Annotated in this window: 13 protein-coding genes and 1 tRNA gene; 11 read left to right on the forward strand and 3 right to left on the reverse strand. The window is 44.6% G+C overall.

The features are described from left to right. Window positions 1-2: 2 nt before the first annotated feature. Both CTT31_RS08745 and CTT31_RS08750 read left to right on the forward strand, forming a co-directional pair. The gene (locus tag CTT31_RS08745; protein WP_260492372.1) at window positions 3-3,119 is read left to right on the forward strand and encodes an efflux RND transporter permease subunit; all 3,117 of its coding nucleotides are present in this window, start codon (window positions 3-5) and stop codon (window positions 3,117-3,119) included. A 161-nt stretch (window positions 3,120-3,280) separates the two neighbouring features. Then, window positions 3,281-4,162, forward strand: a complete 882-nt coding sequence (locus CTT31_RS08750) for a patatin-like phospholipase family protein (protein ID WP_260492373.1) — start codon at window positions 3,281-3,283, stop codon at window positions 4,160-4,162. Between the two features lie 32 nt (window positions 4,163-4,194). Here the strand turns inward: CTT31_RS08750 and CTT31_RS08755 are convergent, their stop codons facing one another. Next, window positions 4,195-5,025, reverse strand: coding sequence for a CvfB family protein (locus tag CTT31_RS08755; RefSeq protein WP_260492374.1), 831 nt, complete (start codon window positions 5,023-5,025; stop codon window positions 4,195-4,197). A gap of 2 nt (window positions 5,026-5,027) precedes the next feature. After that, the gene (locus CTT31_RS08760; protein ID WP_260492375.1) at window positions 5,028-6,359 is read right to left on the reverse strand and encodes a DEAD/DEAH box helicase; all 1,332 of its coding nucleotides are present in this window, start codon (window positions 6,357-6,359) and stop codon (window positions 5,028-5,030) included. 208 nt (window positions 6,360-6,567) lie between these two features. Here CTT31_RS08760 and trhO point away from each other — a divergent pair, with 208 nt between their 5' ends. The 9 genes from trhO (at window position 6,568) to CTT31_RS08805 (ending at window position 16,645) form a co-directional block, all read left to right on the forward strand. Continuing rightward, window positions 6,568-7,551: an oxygen-dependent tRNA uridine(34) hydroxylase TrhO gene (gene trhO, locus CTT31_RS08765; RefSeq protein WP_095729392.1), complete on the forward strand. Its 984-nt coding sequence runs from the start codon at window positions 6,568-6,570 to the stop codon at window positions 7,549-7,551. A 303-nt stretch (window positions 7,552-7,854) separates the two neighbouring features. Then, window positions 7,855-9,237 carry an NAD-dependent succinate-semialdehyde dehydrogenase gene (locus CTT31_RS08770; protein ID WP_211859992.1) on the forward strand — a complete coding sequence of 461 codons (1,383 nt, stop codon included), beginning with the start codon at window positions 7,855-7,857 and terminating at the stop codon, window positions 9,235-9,237. Window positions 9,238-9,344: 107 nt separating this feature from the next. Continuing rightward, a complete protein-coding gene (locus CTT31_RS08775; RefSeq protein WP_260492376.1) occupies window positions 9,345-10,355 on the forward strand; it encodes an L-threonylcarbamoyladenylate synthase in 1,011 nt (336 codons plus the stop codon). A 198-nt stretch (window positions 10,356-10,553) separates the two neighbouring features. Beyond that, a complete protein-coding gene (locus CTT31_RS08780) occupies window positions 10,554-11,591 on the forward strand; it encodes an efflux RND transporter periplasmic adaptor subunit (RefSeq protein WP_010604799.1) in 1,038 nt (345 codons plus the stop codon). 45 nt (window positions 11,592-11,636) lie between these two features. Then, window positions 11,637-14,687, forward strand: coding sequence for an efflux RND transporter permease subunit (locus CTT31_RS08785; protein WP_260492404.1), 3,051 nt, complete (start codon window positions 11,637-11,639; stop codon window positions 14,685-14,687). 234 nt (window positions 14,688-14,921) lie between these two features. Next, window positions 14,922-15,293, forward strand: coding sequence for a hypothetical protein (locus CTT31_RS08790; RefSeq protein WP_010379077.1), 372 nt, complete (start codon window positions 14,922-14,924; stop codon window positions 15,291-15,293). A 90-nt stretch (window positions 15,294-15,383) separates the two neighbouring features. Beyond that, window positions 15,384-15,474 (forward strand) — tRNA-Ser (locus CTT31_RS08795). 53 nt (window positions 15,475-15,527) lie between these two features. After that, a complete protein-coding gene (locus tag CTT31_RS08800) occupies window positions 15,528-15,911 on the forward strand; it encodes a hypothetical protein (RefSeq protein ID WP_260492377.1) in 384 nt (127 codons plus the stop codon). Window positions 15,912-16,030: 119 nt separating this feature from the next. Further along, window positions 16,031-16,645 carry an FKBP-type peptidyl-prolyl cis-trans isomerase gene (locus tag CTT31_RS08805; RefSeq protein ID WP_010604796.1) on the forward strand — a complete coding sequence of 205 codons (615 nt, stop codon included), beginning with the start codon at window positions 16,031-16,033 and terminating at the stop codon, window positions 16,643-16,645. 212 nt (window positions 16,646-16,857) lie between these two features. Here CTT31_RS08805 and CTT31_RS08810 read toward each other — a convergent pair whose 3' ends face one another. Further along, entirely contained in the window at window positions 16,858-17,820 is a 963-nt protein-coding gene (locus CTT31_RS08810) for a Gfo/Idh/MocA family oxidoreductase (protein ID WP_260492378.1), read from the reverse strand. Window position 17,821 lies beyond the last annotated feature (1 nt).

Genomic DNA, 17,821 nt, shown 5'->3' on the forward strand with positions numbered 1-17,821 from the left:
TGATGTTAAGAGCCAGTGTAAATCACGCCATTTTAGTTGCAGTAACGGTATTGATCTGTTCGATATTGGGTATTGTTGCCGCGTTTAAAATTCCGGTGCAAATGATCCCAGATCTTGAAGTAAGAACCATCACTGTGGTGACCAATTGGCCCGGTGCCACGCCACAAGATGTTGAAAAAGAAATACTTATAGAGCAAGAAAGGTATCTTCGTTCACTTGCGAATCTAACTCGCATGTCAAGTTATGCCAATACTGGTGAGGCAGAGATAGAGCTTGAGTTTCCATTTGGTGTCGACGTCAACGAAGCGCTCATAAACGTGAGCAACGCGTTATCTCAAGTACCAAATTATCCTGAAAACGTTGACCAGCCGGTGTTATATAGCAGCGCGTTTTCGAGCAATGCCTTTATGTTTTTTAATCTAAAGCCGCAACCGGGAAATCCACTCAATCTTGATATTGATATGCTTCGCGATTATGCCGAAGACTTTATTCGTCCAGAAATGGAAAGAGTCAGTGGAGTATCTCAGGTTGGTGTGCGTGGTGGTGCACTCTATCAAGTACAAATTTTGGTAGATCAAGAACAATTGGCGAGCCGTGGAATTAGCCTAGTTGACGTTAGAAATGCAATACGCAGTCGTAACCAAGATGCCTCTGCTGGCGATATAGACAGTGGGAAACGCCGTTATTTACTGCGTATGGTCGGCCGCTTTGAGTCAGCTAAAGCGCTAGAAGAGCTGGTAGTCAGTCACCGTGCGGGCACCACAATTAAGCTCAAAGACATCGCTCAGGTAAAGCTTGATCATTATGAAGTGCGCGACATTGCCTATAACAATGGCGAGCGAGCCTTAATGCTCTCGGTGAGACGGGAAAGCGGTTCTAACGTGATGGCGATTAAAGAAGAAATGATGGAGGTAGTGGCTCGCATCAACCGTGACATGCTCGCAAGTAATGGACTACAACTGACGCTATTGAGCGATGATGTTCGTTACGTTAAAGGATCTGTTGAAAATGTTTGGACGAATTTAGCGCTAGGTGCGGTGCTTGCGACTCTGGTGATGTTTTGGTTTTTAAAGAGCCCACGCTCGACCTTTATTGGTGTGATGGGCGTTCCAATTTGTACCATCGCGGCATTTTTGGGTCTGTTGTTATTTGACAGAACGATCAACGTGATTTCCCTCGCCGGCGTTGCGTTCGCCATTGGCATGACGGTTGATAACACCATTGTTGTACTTGAGAACATAGAGCAAGCCAGACGCCGAGGTCTCGATAAACTTCAAGCTGCTATTACCGGTGTTCAAGAGGTATGGCCTGCGGTGCTTGCTTCAACCCTGACCACAGTGTTGGTATTCGCACCTATTTTGTTTATTCAGCAAGAAGCCGGGCAGCTTTATTCCGACGTCGCAATTGCGATTTCTGCTGCAATCATCGCTTCTATGTTGGTGGCCTTGTTTGTGGTGCCTGCGGCAAATGCAAATTTTGCCTGTAAGGAGATCTCCAGTGGCATGTTGTCTACGCCTAAACTGCCAACGTTTATTCCGGCGATGTTATCAAGTCCACGTGCTCGCATAGTGTGTATTGTATTCGGTAGTGTGTTGTTACTCGGTGGGGCGTGGTTATTTATGCCTAAAGCCGAATATTTGCCGGAGGGAGAGGAGCCAAAAGCGTTCTCTATGATGATAGCGCCTCCGGGCTATAACCTCAGCCATATGCAAAAAATTGGTGATGAACTACTTCCTTATTTAAACAAGCATTTGGAAAACGATGACAGCGATTTTGTATCGGGTAACACGTCGTTGCCACCTTTAAAGTATTATTCGATGTCTGTTGGTGTTGGTAGCATTTGGCTATTAAGTGAACCATACAACCGTGAATACATCGATGAAATGATGGAGGCAATCACGACCAAGTTTAGAAGCTACCCAGGAATGCGCGCATTTTCTTCACGAGGCTCGATTATCTCAAGTAATGATGGCGGTTCAAGAGCGGTGGCTTTGGATATCAGCGGTACAGATCAAACGGCGCTCTATCGGGCAGCAGATGCAGTGTATCGGTTAGCGGGGGAAGTCTTTGATAATCCACAAGTGGATTCTGCACCATCTTCTCTGACACTCGACCAACCGCTAATAGAAATCCAACCAAGGTGGCAACGGTTGGCTGAAGTGGATATGAGTGCCGACGAACTCGGCTATACGGTCGCAGCCTTGAGTGACGGCGCCTATGTTGACGAGTTGATCTTAGACGATGATAAAGTAGACGTCTTTTTATTTTCTGAGTCGGGTAATCAGCAAAGTCTTTCGCAATTAGCGCAATCTCCGGTTGTGACCAAAGCTGGGCTGATCCCGCTGAGCGCTTTGGCCGATCTACGAGAAAAAGCAGACAGTGATAGTTTGCGTCGAGTTGATGGTCGTAGAACCGTGACTGTATATATTATTCCACCAAGAAATGTTGCGCTAGAGGAAGCGCAGGAATTAGTAAGAACGGAATTATTACCGCAGCTTCAGCGGCAGGGCGATCTGCTTCCTGGTGTCAATGTGAGTATCGGTGGTGCTGCCGATCAACTAGACAAAACCAAAGAAGCGCTGGGCAGTAATTTTATCGTTGCATTAGCGCTGTGTTACTTATTACTTGTCGCAATCTTCAAGCATTGGGGCTATCCGCTATTTATTATGGCAACAGTGCCGCTTGGCATGGCTGGAGGCTTACTTGGACTAATTGCTATTAATGGCATTGGTAGCATAACAGGCACTTTCCACCAGCCTTTTGACATGATAACCATGCTTGGCTTTTTAATCTTGTTAGGGACTGTGGTTAATAACCCTATTCTGATTGTCGATCAAAGCCGAAGAAACCTTGAGAGTACCGCGATGAGTGTTTACGAGGCGGTGATCTCAGCACTACAAACGCGATTAAAACCGATTGTGATGTCAACGATGACAACCCTATGCGGTCTTGCGCCATTGGTGTTTATTCCAGGAGAAGGATCTGAGCTTTATCGAGGCGTTGGCATGATAGTGCTTTGTGGTATTGCTATGGCAACTATCGTCACACTCACCATTTTACCCGCGCTATTAGTCAGCTTTTTAAAACGGCCGGTAGAGAGTTCCGTAAGCAAACTCTAACCATATATTAATCACGCTGTGTATATTACGAATGCCTTGCTTGAACTTTTCCGTTCAGCAGGGCATTTTTATTGTTAAGTGTTATGAAAGCTTGAATTTAACGGTTTTTGCCCACAGTAAAATAAGATGCGTACAGGTTTATATAATAAAAAGAGCACCACATGACAACTAACATACGCTCTGCGATTATCGCTGAGGGCGGAGGTCAAAAAGGCATTTTTACAGCGGGCGTGCTTGATGCTTTTCTTGAGAAAAAATTTACGCCTTTTGATTTAAAAGTAGGTGTCTCAGCGGGCGCACAAAACCTCGCAGCTTATTGCGCTCGCGCCAGTCAATATGCGCAAACTGCTATCGAATCACTTACAACGGAGCAGCAGTTTTTCCGTCCCGCGCGATTTTTTACCGGTGGTAATGTCATTGACTTGGATTGGTATTTTCAACAAGTAGAGCACAGCGGCAAAGTACGGTTTCCAACTGAGCCTAACCACCTCACGCCGGAAAGTAACTTTTATGCGGTTGCAAGTCACTTAGACTCGCTTGAGCCACATTATTTGCATACGTGGCACGATAACATGTTTACCCATTTAAAGGCTTCTAGTGCAATCCCTTTTTTATATCGTCCAGGCGTTAAAGTTGCGGGTCACGGAATGATGGATGGTGGCGTGGCCGATCCTTTACCCGTGCGCTGGGCACACAGTCAAGGGGCAAAGACGATTTGGGTGATCAGAACCATTGAGGCACATGACGATGGCAAAATGCCAGTGCTTGAGCGCTTAAAGCCAATCATGCGGCGGGTTAATCAATCTCCTCGAATGTTTGAAATGTATCATCACTATCAAAGTCGTTATGCCGATGCGGTTAACTTTATGAATTCACCACCAGAAGATGTTGACGTCATTCAAATAGCGCCCAATAGACCGCTGGGATCCATGGTTTTAGGCTCCAGCCCTGAGACCTTAAAGTCTGATTATAAACTGGGGTTTGAACTTGGATTAAAAGCGGTAGATAAATGGCGTGATATGCTTGAAGTAAGTGTAATGTAACAAGCAAGCCTCAGGTTGAGACTTGCTTGTGCTTAAGACTTGCGAATTGAAATAGAAGTCGCTTCGATATCAATTCGGCCATCTTTGAATAAACCACCGATGGCTTTTTTAAAGTTAGCTTTAGAGGTAGAGAAAGTACGCTTGATGGCGTCAGGATCTGACTTATCGCCCAGCGGTAAATAACCGCCACTTTCTTCGAGCTTGCTATAAATGATTTCTGCAAGGTCTTTAACTTTACCAATACCTGGCTTTTCTAACACGATATCAATCTTATCTTCGTCATGAACCGCTTTTACAAAGCCTTTCATGCGCTGACCGATATACATGCGCTTAAATACATCATTGAAAAAGACCAATCCAAAATGTTTTTCATTGACGATCACTTTATAGCCAAGATCGGTTTTTGCCGCGACGATTAGGTCTACTTCTTCGAACTTTTCGTACTCGGCTTTTGATTTACCTAAAAACTTACCCAGCGCACTAGACGCACAAATACGCTTACTGGCGTTGTCTAGGTAAAGCCTAACCAAATAGCTGTAACCATCGCGCATTTTTGGTTTTTGTTCATTGTATGGGGCAAGCACGTCTTTATCTATGCCCAAATCCATAAAAGCACCAACCTTATTGATCTCTTTTACGCGAAGCAGGGCAAATTCGCCGACTTGTGCAAGTGGCTTTTTGGTTGTTGCCGTTGCGTGTCCCAAGTTATCTAAATAGATAAATACTTCGACAGAATCCCCTTCCTCGGTATGCTTTGGCACTTCTGTTCGAGGAAGAAACACATCACCAAGCTCACCACCGTTTAAATAAGCGCCTTCCGCGGTAAGCTCTTCAATGGTTAACATTTTGATTTGACCTAACATGGTTATTCCTCGTCAGTTTGTGGTTTTGGTTTACGACGCATCGGCATAGTACCATCAATATCAATCGGTGGCGGGACCACTTTTCTCGGTTGTGATTTTTTCACCGGCTTTTTCTTAGGTTTACTTGTTTGCTTTGGTGTAGACGCAGCAGGGCGATTTTTACTCTGCTGTGGTTTTTGCTTAAGTCCTTTGAATTTACCAACAAGACCAGAGACTTCTTCAAAACGTAGTGGCTCATCAAGATAGTTTTTGATTGCCACATAGCTATCCCAATCTTTAGGACCAACAAATGAAACCGCAGTGCCTTTAAACCCGGCACGTCCTGTACGACCGATACGGTGGACATATTCTTCTGCCTGCTTAGGCAAGTCAAAATTCATAACATGAGTAACAGAGAGCAAATCGAGACCACGAGAGGCAACGTCTGTGGTAACAAGCACTTTATAAATCCCACGGCTGAAGCTTTCCATAATGTCTAACCGCTTATTTTGCGGCATATCGCCCGACAACGATACCGCTTTAATCGACATCTCATTTAGCAGTTTGCTTAATCTGTCTGTGTCGCCACGGGTTGCGGTAAAGATAATGCACTGTCCTACGTCATCCTGTGTGATGAAGTGTTTAAGCAGTGCTTCTTTATGATCTAAATGATCGGCAAAATAGAGCGCTTGCTTAATGTCTTCATGCTGCTGATGGGCATTGCTCAACATAATGCGCTTTGGCGATTTAAGTAATTGACGTGACGAAGCTTCTACTTGTGTATGATCTAGCGTAGCTGAAAATAGCAGCGTTTGTCTTTGGCGGTGATCTGCAGAGTCATTAATGACGTCTAACTGTTTTTCAAAGCCAAGGTCAAACATACGATCTGCTTCATCAAAAATAAGCAGCTCAAGACCACCTAAAAATAATGAGCGATTTTCAACGTGATCGGCAATACGACCAGGAGTACCCACCACAAAATGTGGGTCGCGGCGTAGCGCTTTTACCTGATCATTGTAGTTTTCACCACCCAAAATCTTACAGACTTGAATATTAGTGCCAGCACACAGTGCACGACACTCAGAGAACACTTGAGTCGCGAGTTCACGAGTTGGGGCTACGATAACAACGCGAGGATCGCGTTTGCTTAGCGCTTTTTGTTTCATTACACGCTGTACGGCAGGCAGCAAGAAGGCTAGGGTTTTGCCAGAGCCTGTTTTAGACTGCGCAAAAACATCGTGGCCAGCTAGAGCCGTTGGGATGGCATGCGCTTGGATCTCGGTCGGTTCCGTGATCCCTTGGTGAGCCAGTTGTTGTTCTAGGCGCGTATCTATCCCAAGTTCAGTGAATCTCAAGTCAATTTCTCCAAGTCTTGAATTTTAAAAACACGAGATTATACCAAAGCATAGACGCTATCGGATATAGAATTTGTGTTTTTTGCATTTTAATCAAAAATCCGTAAAATACGCGCCTCAGCGCCGGGTTTGCGACTCGGTTTTCGTGCTTTACACATCGTCATACTTAATGTGTAAGCTAATCAAAGCTTAAATCTAGGAAAATACAATGTCAGAACAATACGTTGTTTGTGCTATGTACAAGTTTGTCTCTTTACCTAACTACCAAGAGATAAGACAGCCACTTCACGATGTGATGGAAGCGAATGAAGTTCGCGGTACGTTATTACTTGCAGAAGAAGGTATCAATGGTACCGTTGCCGGTAAACGTGAAGGCATTGATGCGCTACTTGCATGGTTAGACAAACAACCAGGCCTTGATAACATCGTTTATAAAGAGTCGTTCGATGAAACTTGCCCTTTCTACCGCACTAAAGTAAAGCTTAAGAAAGAAATCGTGACCATGGGTGTACAAGGTATAGACCCTAAAGAGGTGGTTGGTACGTACGTAAAACCACAAGATTGGAATGCATTGATTTCAGACCCTGACGTTGTACTCGTTGATACGCGTAACGACTATGAAATCGAGATCGGTACATTCAAAAATGCCATCGATCCTAAAACCAAGACTTTCCGTGAATTCCCAGAGTGGGCGCAAAATAACTTAAACCCAGAAAAACACAAAAAAGTGGCGATGTTCTGTACTGGCGGGATCCGCTGTGAAAAATCGACAGCGTATATGAAAGAGCAAGGCTTCGAAGAGGTTTATCACTTGGAAGGCGGCATTCTAAAATACTTAGAAGACGTGCCAAAAGAAGAAACCATGTGGGAAGGCGAGTGCTTTGTGTTTGATAACCGCGTTGCTGTCGATCATGATTTAAACAAAGGATCTTATGATCAATGCCATGCTTGTCGTATGCCAATCACGGAAGCAGAGAAACAACTTGAAGAATATATGGAAGGGGTGTCTTGTCACCACTGCCACAAAGACTTAACAGAAGAGCAAGTTGCACGATTTGCTGAGCGTCAAAAGCAAATTGAACTGGCGAAGCTACGCGGCGAAGGTCATATCGGTCATGAAGCACAGGATGCTATTCGTAAGCGTAAAGAAGAAAAGCTAGCGCAAAAAGAAGCGCAACGTCAAAAGCGCTAAAGATGCATTGTACTAAGAATACATAACAAAGGGACCGGATGGTCCCTTTTCTCTGCTAAACCTTTCACTGCCAGCTATTTGCGCAAGTGCCTTTCGCTCTGCAAACTTTTCATATTTGGTGTGTAGCCTTTTCTAATTCCTGTTTTCAAATTCTTCGAAATCAAATTCTGAAATTAAATTAATTTATAATAATCAAAGAGATACTCTTTATTTTCAGATTGGTGTCTTCCTTGCTTATTCAAAGGCTATCGCTGTAAATCTATAAATTGATTTATGCCGTTAAATTTTTGAAGGAGCTTTATGATGTCAAATACGGTAACCACAATTAACCCTGCGACAGAGCAACCCGTTAATGAATATACGTTAATGAGCTTGGACGAGGCGCAAAAGTCGGTGGACTTAGCCAATGACTGTTATTCATTTTGGAAGAAAACCACATTTACGCAAAGAGCACAAAAGCTAAACAGGCTTGCGGACTTAATTGAGCAAAATAAATCCAAGTTAGTTTCACTGATGACCGAGGAAATGGGCAAAGTGACGGAGCAGGGTGAACAGGAAGTTTCCTTGTGTGCTGAAATTTGCCGATATACCGCTGAGCATGGCGAAAAAGAATTACAGGATGAGCATCGGGTATTTGAGCAGGGACACGCCATTATCACTTATCAACCAATAGGTGTGATCTTAGGAATACAACCTTGGAACTTTCCGCTTTATCAGGTGATTAGATACAGTGTTTCGAACGTGATGGCGGGCAATACCACGGTAATGAAACATGCCTCAAATGTATTTGGCATGGCTAAATACATTGAAGAGTTGTATTTAGAGGCCGGTTTTCCAAAAGGTTGCTATCAATCATTGTTAATTGATGGTGAGACAGCCAGCGAGTTGATAAAGAATCCATATATTCGCGGTGTTACGTTTACCGGAAGCGATAAAGTAGGTAAACAAGTTGCCAAACAAGCTGCTGAGCTTTCTAAAAAAACTGTCCTAGAGCTTGGCAGTAACGATGCCTTTGTGGTGCTGGCAGATGCTGATATTAACAAAGCGGTGTCGGCGTGTATTCAAGGTCGTATTGTCAACAACGGTGAAACCTGCGTTGCAGCGAAGCGCTTTATTATCGTTGATGAGATTTATGATCAATTTAGAGAGGCTTTTGTGGCTGGCTTTAAGCAGCTTAAGGTGGGAGACCCAACCGCAGCAGACACCGACTTAGGTCCTATGGCGCGTAAAGATTTACGTGATGAATTACACCAACAAGTTGAAGCGTCCGTTAAGGCGGGAGCGACTTGTCCACTTGGTGGAGAAATTCCAAAGCAACAGGGGTTTTATTATCCAGTCACCATTTTGGAAGACGTTAAACCCGGTATGCCGGCTTATGATGATGAACTATTTGGCCCTGTGGCGTCGCTAATTCGTGTGCATGATGAGGCTGAGGCGATGATGGTAGCCAATGATTCACGCTATGGTTTAGGTGGTGGCATTTTTTCTGAAGACACTCAACGTGCAACAGAACTTGCTATCAAGGAGTTTGATACTGGCATGGTGAACATCAATGGCTATTCGCTGGCGCAACCAAACTTGCCGTTTGGTGGTGTTAAAGACAGTGGCTATGGTAGAGAGCATGGTGGTTTTGGGATCAAAGAGTTTGTTAACGTGAAAACCGTAATGGTCGCAAGCGTTGAATAACGCAAACCGATCCTGACGTTTGCTTATACGCTGGAGCCAGTAATACTGGCTCTTTGCGTTTTAAATTGGTTATAATTCGCGTCCATTTTTTACAGCGAGAAAGACACGTGGGCGAAGCGAGCTTAACAACCTTACATTTATTGGCAACTGATCCAAGCGCAGTGGCGCAAGCGGCTGAACTTGCACGTGACGGTCATCTTGTTGCGGTTCCTACAGAAACCGTTTATGGCTTAGCAGCAGATGCAAGGCAACCCGATGCGGTAAAAAAAATCTTTGTAGCAAAAGGACGCCCAGCTGATCACCCGCTAATCGTACACCTCGCTGACAAGTCTTTGGTCACTGAGTGGGTGGAAACATTGCCAGACTATTTTGATGCCTTAGCTGATGCGTTTTGGCCGGGGCCACTGACGATCGTTGCCAAAAAGCAAGCACATGTGAGCGATGTAGTCACAGGCGGCCACCCAACCGTGGGTATTCGTGTGCCAAATCATCCTGCAATGCTAGCATTATTGCGGCGTATTAACTCTGGACTTGCTGCGCCTTCAGCCAACCCTTACAAAAAAATTAGTCCAACCACCGCCGAGCAAGTGTTGTTTGGATTGTCCGGCAAAATAGCGGCTGTGTTAGACGGCGGTCCTTGTGAAGTGGGACTTGAGTCTACGATTGTCGATATATCTTCAGCAACACCGAGGATCTTGCGAGCAGGCCCTATTACTAAAGCTGCACTTGAAGCGGTGCTCAATATTGAAGTGGATGAGCCTGATGTACACACTGTAGCCGTCCCAGGTAACGTAAAAGCCCATTATCAACCAAGCAAACCGCTTACCCTGTTGTCAACGGAAGAGTTAGTTGCTCGCCTAAGCGGCCAGTGCGAAGCAAATACCGGTGTGTTGTATTATTCATCGCAAATTGAGCGAATGATCTGTGAGAATTCAGCAAACAACGAGCTGGTGGATCTTAAACTTGGTGCTGACAAAGCCAAGTATGCGCAGGGCCTTTATCACGGTTTACATCAATTGGACCAATCAAGTGCAACCGAGATTTTGTTGGAAGCACCACCAACGGCGCCCGAGTGGCGCGATGTTAACGACAGACTGATGCGCGCGGCCGCGCAATAGACATAATTTGGCGCGGTAGCCTATCGCGCCTTACTCTGCCTCAATCTTTACATAACTTTACCTTACTTTACATGGGCTTATCTTGCCTTTAAAACGCTGCAAGGCATACTGCATCTTATCGCACTTATACTGTGTGTTATCGAATAGTTTATCTTGATGTGAGTGATTAACTGTTACACTCAAATATAGATAAGAACAATGGAAATTATTAAGGTTAATATGTGTAAAGTAACGCGCTTGGTGGTTTTTACAGCCACTATGCTGATAACCAATGCCGCTTTGGCGAAACCTTCGCAAGTGATTGCAGAGCCGATTCAATTTGAAAGTAGTAGCCAGCAAATTCAGGCAGTAGGTAATGCTGAAGCGATTCAATCGGTTATTTTGTATCCCGCGATTGGTGATAGGGTGACTGCGGTACATTTTAAACCGGGCGATCAGGTTAAAGCGGGTACTTTGCTATTGGAGCTAGACTCACGCCGCCAAAAAGCGGCGCTTGAAGAAGCTAAAATTCGTCTTGCAGATGCGCAGCGCACCGTCGACCGCCTAACTGATAGCCAAAAGCGTGGTGCCGTCCCAATTAATGAATTAGATAAAGCGGTAACGGATAGAGACTTAGCAAAAGTCGCCTTGATCCAAGCTAAGAATGAATTAGAAGACCGCCAAGTGATCGCCCCTTTTTCTGGCGTAATGGGACTCACCGACGTTGAGGTTGGAGATCGCATTACCACCCAAACCGCGATTGCGAGTATCGATAACTTTGACAAGTTGTATGTTCAATTTGCGGCACCGGAATCGGCGTATGGCATGCTTAAATCGACCGATAGCGTGCTGCTGACACCTTGGAATGATAATTCAACACGGATCGACGCAAAGATAGCGCAAATGGACTCTAGAATAGACCCAACAGCCCGCACACTAAAAATCAAAGCCATCTTTGAAAACCGCAATGACCGTTTTTTGCCTGGAATGAGCTTTAGAGTATCGCTAACGGTATTAGGTGAGGAGTTTGCCGTTATTCCTGAAGCTGCACTGCTTTGGGGCGCAACAGGTCCTTATGTATGGAAAGAAGTAGATGGCAAAGCTAAGCGTATTGATGTCAAAATCCAACAGCGTTTGCCGGGAAAATTGCTGGTATCAGGTGATTTGGCAGCAAGAGAGTTATTAGTTGTAGAAGGGGTGCAACGTCTTCGTCCTGGGCAAGAAATTGCGGTGACGAATGCACTGGCGAAGGAATAAATCGTGACTAAACCGGAGTTACCACAGTTACAAGACTTACCGTCGATGGCCATTCGCCGTCCGGTATTAATCGTTGTATTAAATTTATTGATTATTATTGCAGGTATTGCTGCTCTTGCCGGCGTTGAAGTTCGTGAACTGCCCGATGTAGATAGGCCGCGTTTAACGGTGTCCGCATCGTTTCCCGGCGGCTCGCCTGAGACCGTCGACACCGAAGTAACGAGTAAGTTAGAAGGCGCAGTCGCGCGTGTCAGTGGTGTAAAAAGCATTCGTGCACAAAGTGAAGAAAATAATGCACGGATTGTTGTTGAATTTCGTCCGGGCATTAATCTAGACGATGCAGCAAACGAAACACGCGAATCCGTTTCTCGAGTACAAAGAGAGCTACCGGAGGAAGTTGAACGGGTGTCCATTATTAAAGCGGATAATGACGCAGAAGCCGTGGTTTCTTTAACTGTAAGTAGTGCCTCTTTAACACTTGAAGGATTGACCGAGCGAGTAGAAAAAGACTTAGCGCCGCAGTTTTTGACTATTCCAGGCGTGGCCGATGTGCGCCTGAACGGCGATAGAGAACGGGTGCTGCGCGTAAGACTTGATCCCTTAAAACTGACAAGCTTTAATCTAACCGTTCCGGATGTTGCTGCGGCGCTTAGACAAGCACCGTTTGATGTACCCGCAGGCAGTTTAAAGTCTGACGATCAGCAGCTGATTGTCCGTGCTGATGCCACTTCTGTAACCGCTGAGCAGGTGAGTGATATCATCATTCGTGGCGAGACTCGGGTGGGGGATATTGCCTCTGTGTATTTTGGACCGGCTGATCCTCGCTCTATGGTGAGGCTTGACGGAGAGCCTGTAATTGGGCTTGAGATCATTCGCCAAGCACAGTCCAATACCATTGAAATCTCAGATGAAGTGCTGCAACTCGTTGATAAGATAAAAGTACGCTTTCCAGATCTGGAGCTATTCGTCACCTCCGATGATGCACAGTTTATTCGCTCATCCGTAGACGAAGTCTTAAGCTCTTTGGTGATAACCATATTGCTGGTGGTATTCACGCTTTGGGTATTTATTGGCTCGTGGCGTGCGACGCTTATTCCAGCTTTTGCAATCCCGGTTGCGCTTATCGGCTCTTTGGCGCTGATCTGGGCGCTTGGCTTCTCGGTTAATATTTTAACCTTGCTAGCACTGGTGTTGGCCACTGGACTTATCGTAGATGATGCGATTGTTGTTAGTGAGAATATTCAGCGTCGTCGTGGCGAAGGGATAGGTCGTCGCGCTGCGGCGGTACTTGGGACAAGAGAAGTCTTCTTTGCTGTAGTTGCGACAACCGCAGTACTTGCTGCGGTATTCGTACCGATTGCCTTTTTACCCTCGACTGCGGGCCGACTGTTCAGGGAGTTTGGTGGCGTGTTAGCTGGTGCCGTGATTATTTCTTCATTTGTGGCACTGTCATTGGTGCCAGCATTAACATCTAAGTTAAAAGTAAAGCAAGATAGCAAAAAGCACCTGTTTTCAAGTGTTGGTGTGAAACTCGCAGAAATGTATCGCGGTACGATCCACTGGGTACTTGACCATGCATGGCTAACCTTTGGTGTATTTGTGGTTATTGCGAGCTTGTCTGGTGCGCTCTATTCGCAATTGGATAATGAGCTTTTGCCATCTGAAGACAGAGGTAAAATTCGCATTTTCGCAAGAGGGCCTGACGGTGTTGGTCTTAACTTTATGGATAGACAAGCCAAACAAATGGAAGATATTTTATTACCTTTTGTTGAAAGCGGAGAAATAGAGTCAATCTATACGGTTGTCGGTCAGTGGGATCCCAATATCGTGTTCATCACTGTGCCATTAAAGCATTGGGATGAGCGTCATTTCTCGCAACAGGAAATTATCGATAAGATCAGAGGACCGCTTGGTAATATACCTGGCGCACCGGCTCGTGCCTTTGGTGCAAATAGCTTAAACCTAAGAGGCCAAGGTGGTGGTATCGAGCTTGCGCTACTTGGTAACGACTATTTTGAGATCTTTAAAGCTGCGCAACAATTTGCGGTTTTGGTTGAAAAAGAAATGCCAGACGTGGCGCCGGTGCAAATCTCTTATCAACCCTCACAACCTCAGCTACGCGTAAACATTGACCGTCGAAGAGCAGAAGAGCTTGGCGTTAGTTTAAGTGACATCTCAACGACACTTAGGGCGGCGATTAATGGTGATGATGTTGCCGATTTGAATGTTGGCGATCAATCCATACCAATTATGCTGCAAGCTCAAAACCATACCATCAGAGACCCAAGTGATTTGGCTAACCTTTATGTTGGCAGCCGCTCTGGTGCATTAGTTCCGCTAAGTAGCCTTGCCGTTATTGTAGAAGAGGGCGTAGCTGCAGAGCTTGAACGCCACGCTCAGCGTCGTAGTATCGAGCTGGATATGAAACAGCCAGAAGATATGCCTATGGCTGAAGTGGTTGAAAAATTACGAACGCTGGCAGATCAGAGTTTACCTGACAGCGTGACGCTGGCGTTTAAAGGGGAAGCCTTAACGTTTGAAGAAACGGCCAACGAAGTGTTACTTACCTACGTGCTGGCGTTTTTGATTGTGTTACTCGTACTTGCTGCACAATTTGAAAGCGTGAATAGTGCCGTTGTAGTGATGATCACAGTTCCGTTTGGGATCACCTCCGCCATATTGGCGCTGTATCTTACAGGTACTTCGCTAAACATATATTCGCAAATCGGTTTAGTGATGTTGATTGGTTTAATCGCTAAAAATGCCATCTTGTTAGTTGAGTTCGCTGATCAGTTACGTGATAAAGGACGGTCAGTAAGACAAGCCGTTGAAGAAGCGGCAGTGATCCGTTTGCGTCCTATCATGATGACTTTAGTATCTACATTGCTTGGTGCTTTACCGTTGATTTTATCGGTTGGCGCAGGTGCTGAATCGAGAAATGCAATCGGCTGGGTCGTATTTGGCGGTCTAGGCTTGGCGGTTTTCTTTACGCTTTACCTCACACCTGTCGTTTATCTCGGTTTAGCGAGATTTACAAAACCGAGGGCGGATGAAACCAAATTATTAGTGGATGAACTTGATAAAGCTGAAAGTTAAATTCCACGGTTAAAAATAAAGTAAGGTGAGCGCAGCAATAGCTGCGCTTTTTTTATACAGTGATTAATGTTGTGGTAACACATTCTTTGATACTTTTTGTTGAACTTTTCATTATTTAAACTGTCACAACCGATGTGGTTGTTTTATAGCCAGTATGTTTGCTACTCTAAGACAGTAAATCCTGTTTTCTATAACAATAATAAAAATAACAAGCTAATTGAAAGAAGATGTGTCATGGGTAATTTATTTTTAAAAGAACGGGAAAATTGGACCGCCTGGATTATTTGGAGCTTGATAGGGTGCACGGCAACCGTTGCATTATCGAGTTATACCAGTGAGATATGGATGGGGCTATTGGCGCCTATCTTGGTATTAGGATTACTAACAACATGGATGAGTTACACCAAGCGATTTGATTTTTCCAGAGCATTCAAAGTGCTCAGTACCGTTGTGTTGTTTTCATCTATTCCGGTTATCATTGAAAAAGTGCTGCCTGCAAAAAACGCAGTTATTGGTATGATTGATTCGGGGATCATCGTGATTGCGATGGTTATCGCCAGTTGTATTTTTGCTTACATTGCCAAAAGGCCAAAGCAATATTATTGATTATTCGGCTATTATTTGCGCTTTTGAATGCAAAAATCGAAATAGTGCTTTACAACCGATGGATAACTCCATAAAATGCGCGCCAACAACGGAGAGATGGCTGAGTGGTTGAAAGCACCGGTCTTGAAAACCGGCATACGTTAATAGCGTATCTAGGGTTCAAATCCCTATCTCTCCGCCACCTCATTCCCAAAACCGCCTCCAAATGGCGGTTTTTTTCGTTTGGAGGCGTGTATGGCTGCAGCTAGTAACATGGCAATAATAAAACATAGTTCTATTTGGATTGTATTTAGTTATTTTTATCTTAGTGGCCTGAACATGGCGCTTACGTTGTCGATTGATTCACAACAAGACCCTGATATCACGATGACGCTGCTGCATATTTTTTTATTCAATTGCCTTGTTGGTCATCTGATCACTAAATATGAAAAATCCTGGCCAGAAATTGCCAGTGTGGTTATTGCATTATTTGGTGTGGTTGGATTTGGACACTACTTTGTTGGTAGCTTGGGAGAGTACAGTGATGAGCTTAATATTGGCCTTGTATTATTACTGCCATTTGCAGCCTTTGTAATGAAAAAACTCAAACAATACGCCGAAGAGAAAGCCGCTAGTTAGCGGTTTTTTTGTGTCCGACGAATAGCTCGACTGCTTGATAATCAAGCAGCTCCGGTATCTTGCCTATTTTGGCTGTGATACAATCTAAGGTTCTTGTTAATAAAAAATATGGAAAGACTATGTCTCAATTCAACACAGACGCAGATAAAGCGAGCTACGGTATTGGTTTACAAATGGGTGAGCAACTTAAAGCAAACCCTTTTGAAGGTCTAAACCTTAACTCTGTATTCGAAGGTATGAAAGACGCTTATGCTGGTGACAGCTTCCGCGTTGAGATCCCTGAAATTCAAGCAGCATTTGAGAAGATCAATGCTGAAATCCAACAGCGTCGTGAAGAAGAAGCGAAAGTATTAGCAGCTGAAGGTGTTGCATTTCTAGAAGAAAATGCAAAGCGTGCTGAAGTAACAGTAACTGAGTCTGGTCTTCAGTATGAAGTAGTTGAAACTGGCGAAGGTGATAAGCCTGTTGAAGATTCAAAAGTACGTGTTCATTACCACGGTACTCTAATCAACGGTACGACTTTTGACAGCTCTTATGAGCGTGGTCAACCAGCTGAATTCCCAGTAAATGGTGTTATCAAAGGTTGGACTGAAGCACTTCAAATGATGCCTGCGGGTTCAAAGTGGCGTCTATACGTGCCGCATGAGCTTGCATACGGCGAGCGTGGTGCAGGTGCTGCAATCGCACCTTTCTCAACGTTGATCTTTGACGTTGAACTACTAGACGTACTTTAAGTCTATGCTTTGAGTGGATCTGTTCGATCCACTCTATTATTCCATTTAGCGTTAATACTCCCTCAAATTGAGCGACTAAATAACAAAAACTTTTACCTCGCCGACACAGACCTCGCTACCTTGCCCATAGCTGTGCTATCGACAAGATTTTCTCGTCTAAAAATGGATCGTTGAATTAGGCTAGTTGATATTACTTTTGCTGCATATTTTCTTTAACCCGCCTCATTACTTCCATTCAATACTAAATACACATTCTCCCAAAGCTTTGATAATGCAATTAGGTAGTCAGGCGTTTGAAAATGGGGACAGTCGCTGTCGCCATAGATAACGGCTTTAAGTTGTTCAAGTACGGCTAAGTTGGCTTTATCGCGCAATGTCATTATTTCATTCACCGTAAACGCATGTTGCTCCAGCAGGTAGTGGCTTCGCCACTCTTTACTAGACATAGTGATAGGTGATGGTAACCAAGTTAACGGACCATAAGTATCGCTTAGCAGTAATGTGCCATGGTTAAATATGGCTGAGACTCTATGATTGATAAATGTTGCTGAACCATCATCAAACTCAGACGCAAAGTTTTGACAAAGCAGCGAAATGGACATCTCCCCGCGTTGTAGCAAAATACTAGCAAACGCGCTCGAAGTAGCCTTCGGTTGAATGGCTACTGTCACATCAACTTCGTCGGTAAACAGACGACAAATTAAATCCAGTCCCGAATACAGTGTCCTGAGGTTAACGGCGATGTCTAGATGCATACATTGGCCTTGTGCTGCGGCACTGAAGTAGCTGTCATAGAAAGAGCGAATAGGATACAAATCGGCGAAATGGGCGTTCACCCAGAACCTAACGCCATTCGCTTTTGCGACTGCTAATGCCTGTGCCATCGAGGTTGGCCCAATTGGATGTTCACAAATTACATGAATATGTTTTTCTAATAGTGCGATAGTAATCTCAATGCCGGCATCGCCAGCGATAGCCACACAAGCAATATCTACTTGTTTATCTGTTATCTGCTCTACATTGGTGTAATGTGGTACGGCAAAGGACTGAGCGTACTGTGTTGAGCGAAGACCACCAGTTGACAATATGCCACTGAGCATCAATCCCGTATTTTGAAACTGTAATGCCCGAATATAAGTAGCACCGTAATTTGTTCCGCATACTAAAACTTTCATA

It is taken from the genome of Pseudoalteromonas maricaloris (genome assembly GCF_024746855.1).
In the GTDB taxonomy this organism is placed as follows: Bacteria; Pseudomonadota; Gammaproteobacteria; order Enterobacterales; family Alteromonadaceae; genus Pseudoalteromonas; species Pseudoalteromonas maricaloris.

Coding starts and splice junctions, on each gene's coding strand:
- trhO (WP_095729392.1), top strand. CDS start 6,568: ATGTCAGAACAATACGTTGTTTGTGCTATGTACAAGTTTGTCTCTTTA.
- CTT31_RS08800 (WP_260492377.1), top strand. CDS start 15,528: ATGGCTGCAGCTAGTAACATGGCAATAATAAAACATAGTTCTATTTGG.
- CTT31_RS08750 (WP_260492373.1), top strand. CDS start 3,281: ATGACAACTAACATACGCTCTGCGATTATCGCTGAGGGCGGAGGTCAA.
- CTT31_RS08780 (WP_010604799.1), top strand. CDS start 10,554: ATGGAAATTATTAAGGTTAATATGTGTAAAGTAACGCGCTTGGTGGTT.
- CTT31_RS08790 (WP_010379077.1), top strand. CDS start 14,922: ATGGGTAATTTATTTTTAAAAGAACGGGAAAATTGGACCGCCTGGATT.
- CTT31_RS08745 (WP_260492372.1), top strand. CDS start 3: ATGTTAAGAGCCAGTGTAAATCACGCCATTTTAGTTGCAGTAACGGTA.
- CTT31_RS08810 (WP_260492378.1), bottom strand. CDS start 17,820: ATGAAAGTTTTAGTATGCGGAACAAATTACGGTGCTACTTATATTCGG.
- CTT31_RS08755 (WP_260492374.1), bottom strand. CDS start 5,025: ATGTTAGGTCAAATCAAAATGTTAACCATTGAAGAGCTTACCGCGGAA.
- CTT31_RS08785 (WP_260492404.1), top strand. CDS start 11,637: ATGGCCATTCGCCGTCCGGTATTAATCGTTGTATTAAATTTATTGATT.
- CTT31_RS08770 (WP_211859992.1), top strand. CDS start 7,855: ATGTCAAATACGGTAACCACAATTAACCCTGCGACAGAGCAACCCGTT.
- CTT31_RS08805 (WP_010604796.1), top strand. CDS start 16,031: ATGTCTCAATTCAACACAGACGCAGATAAAGCGAGCTACGGTATTGGT.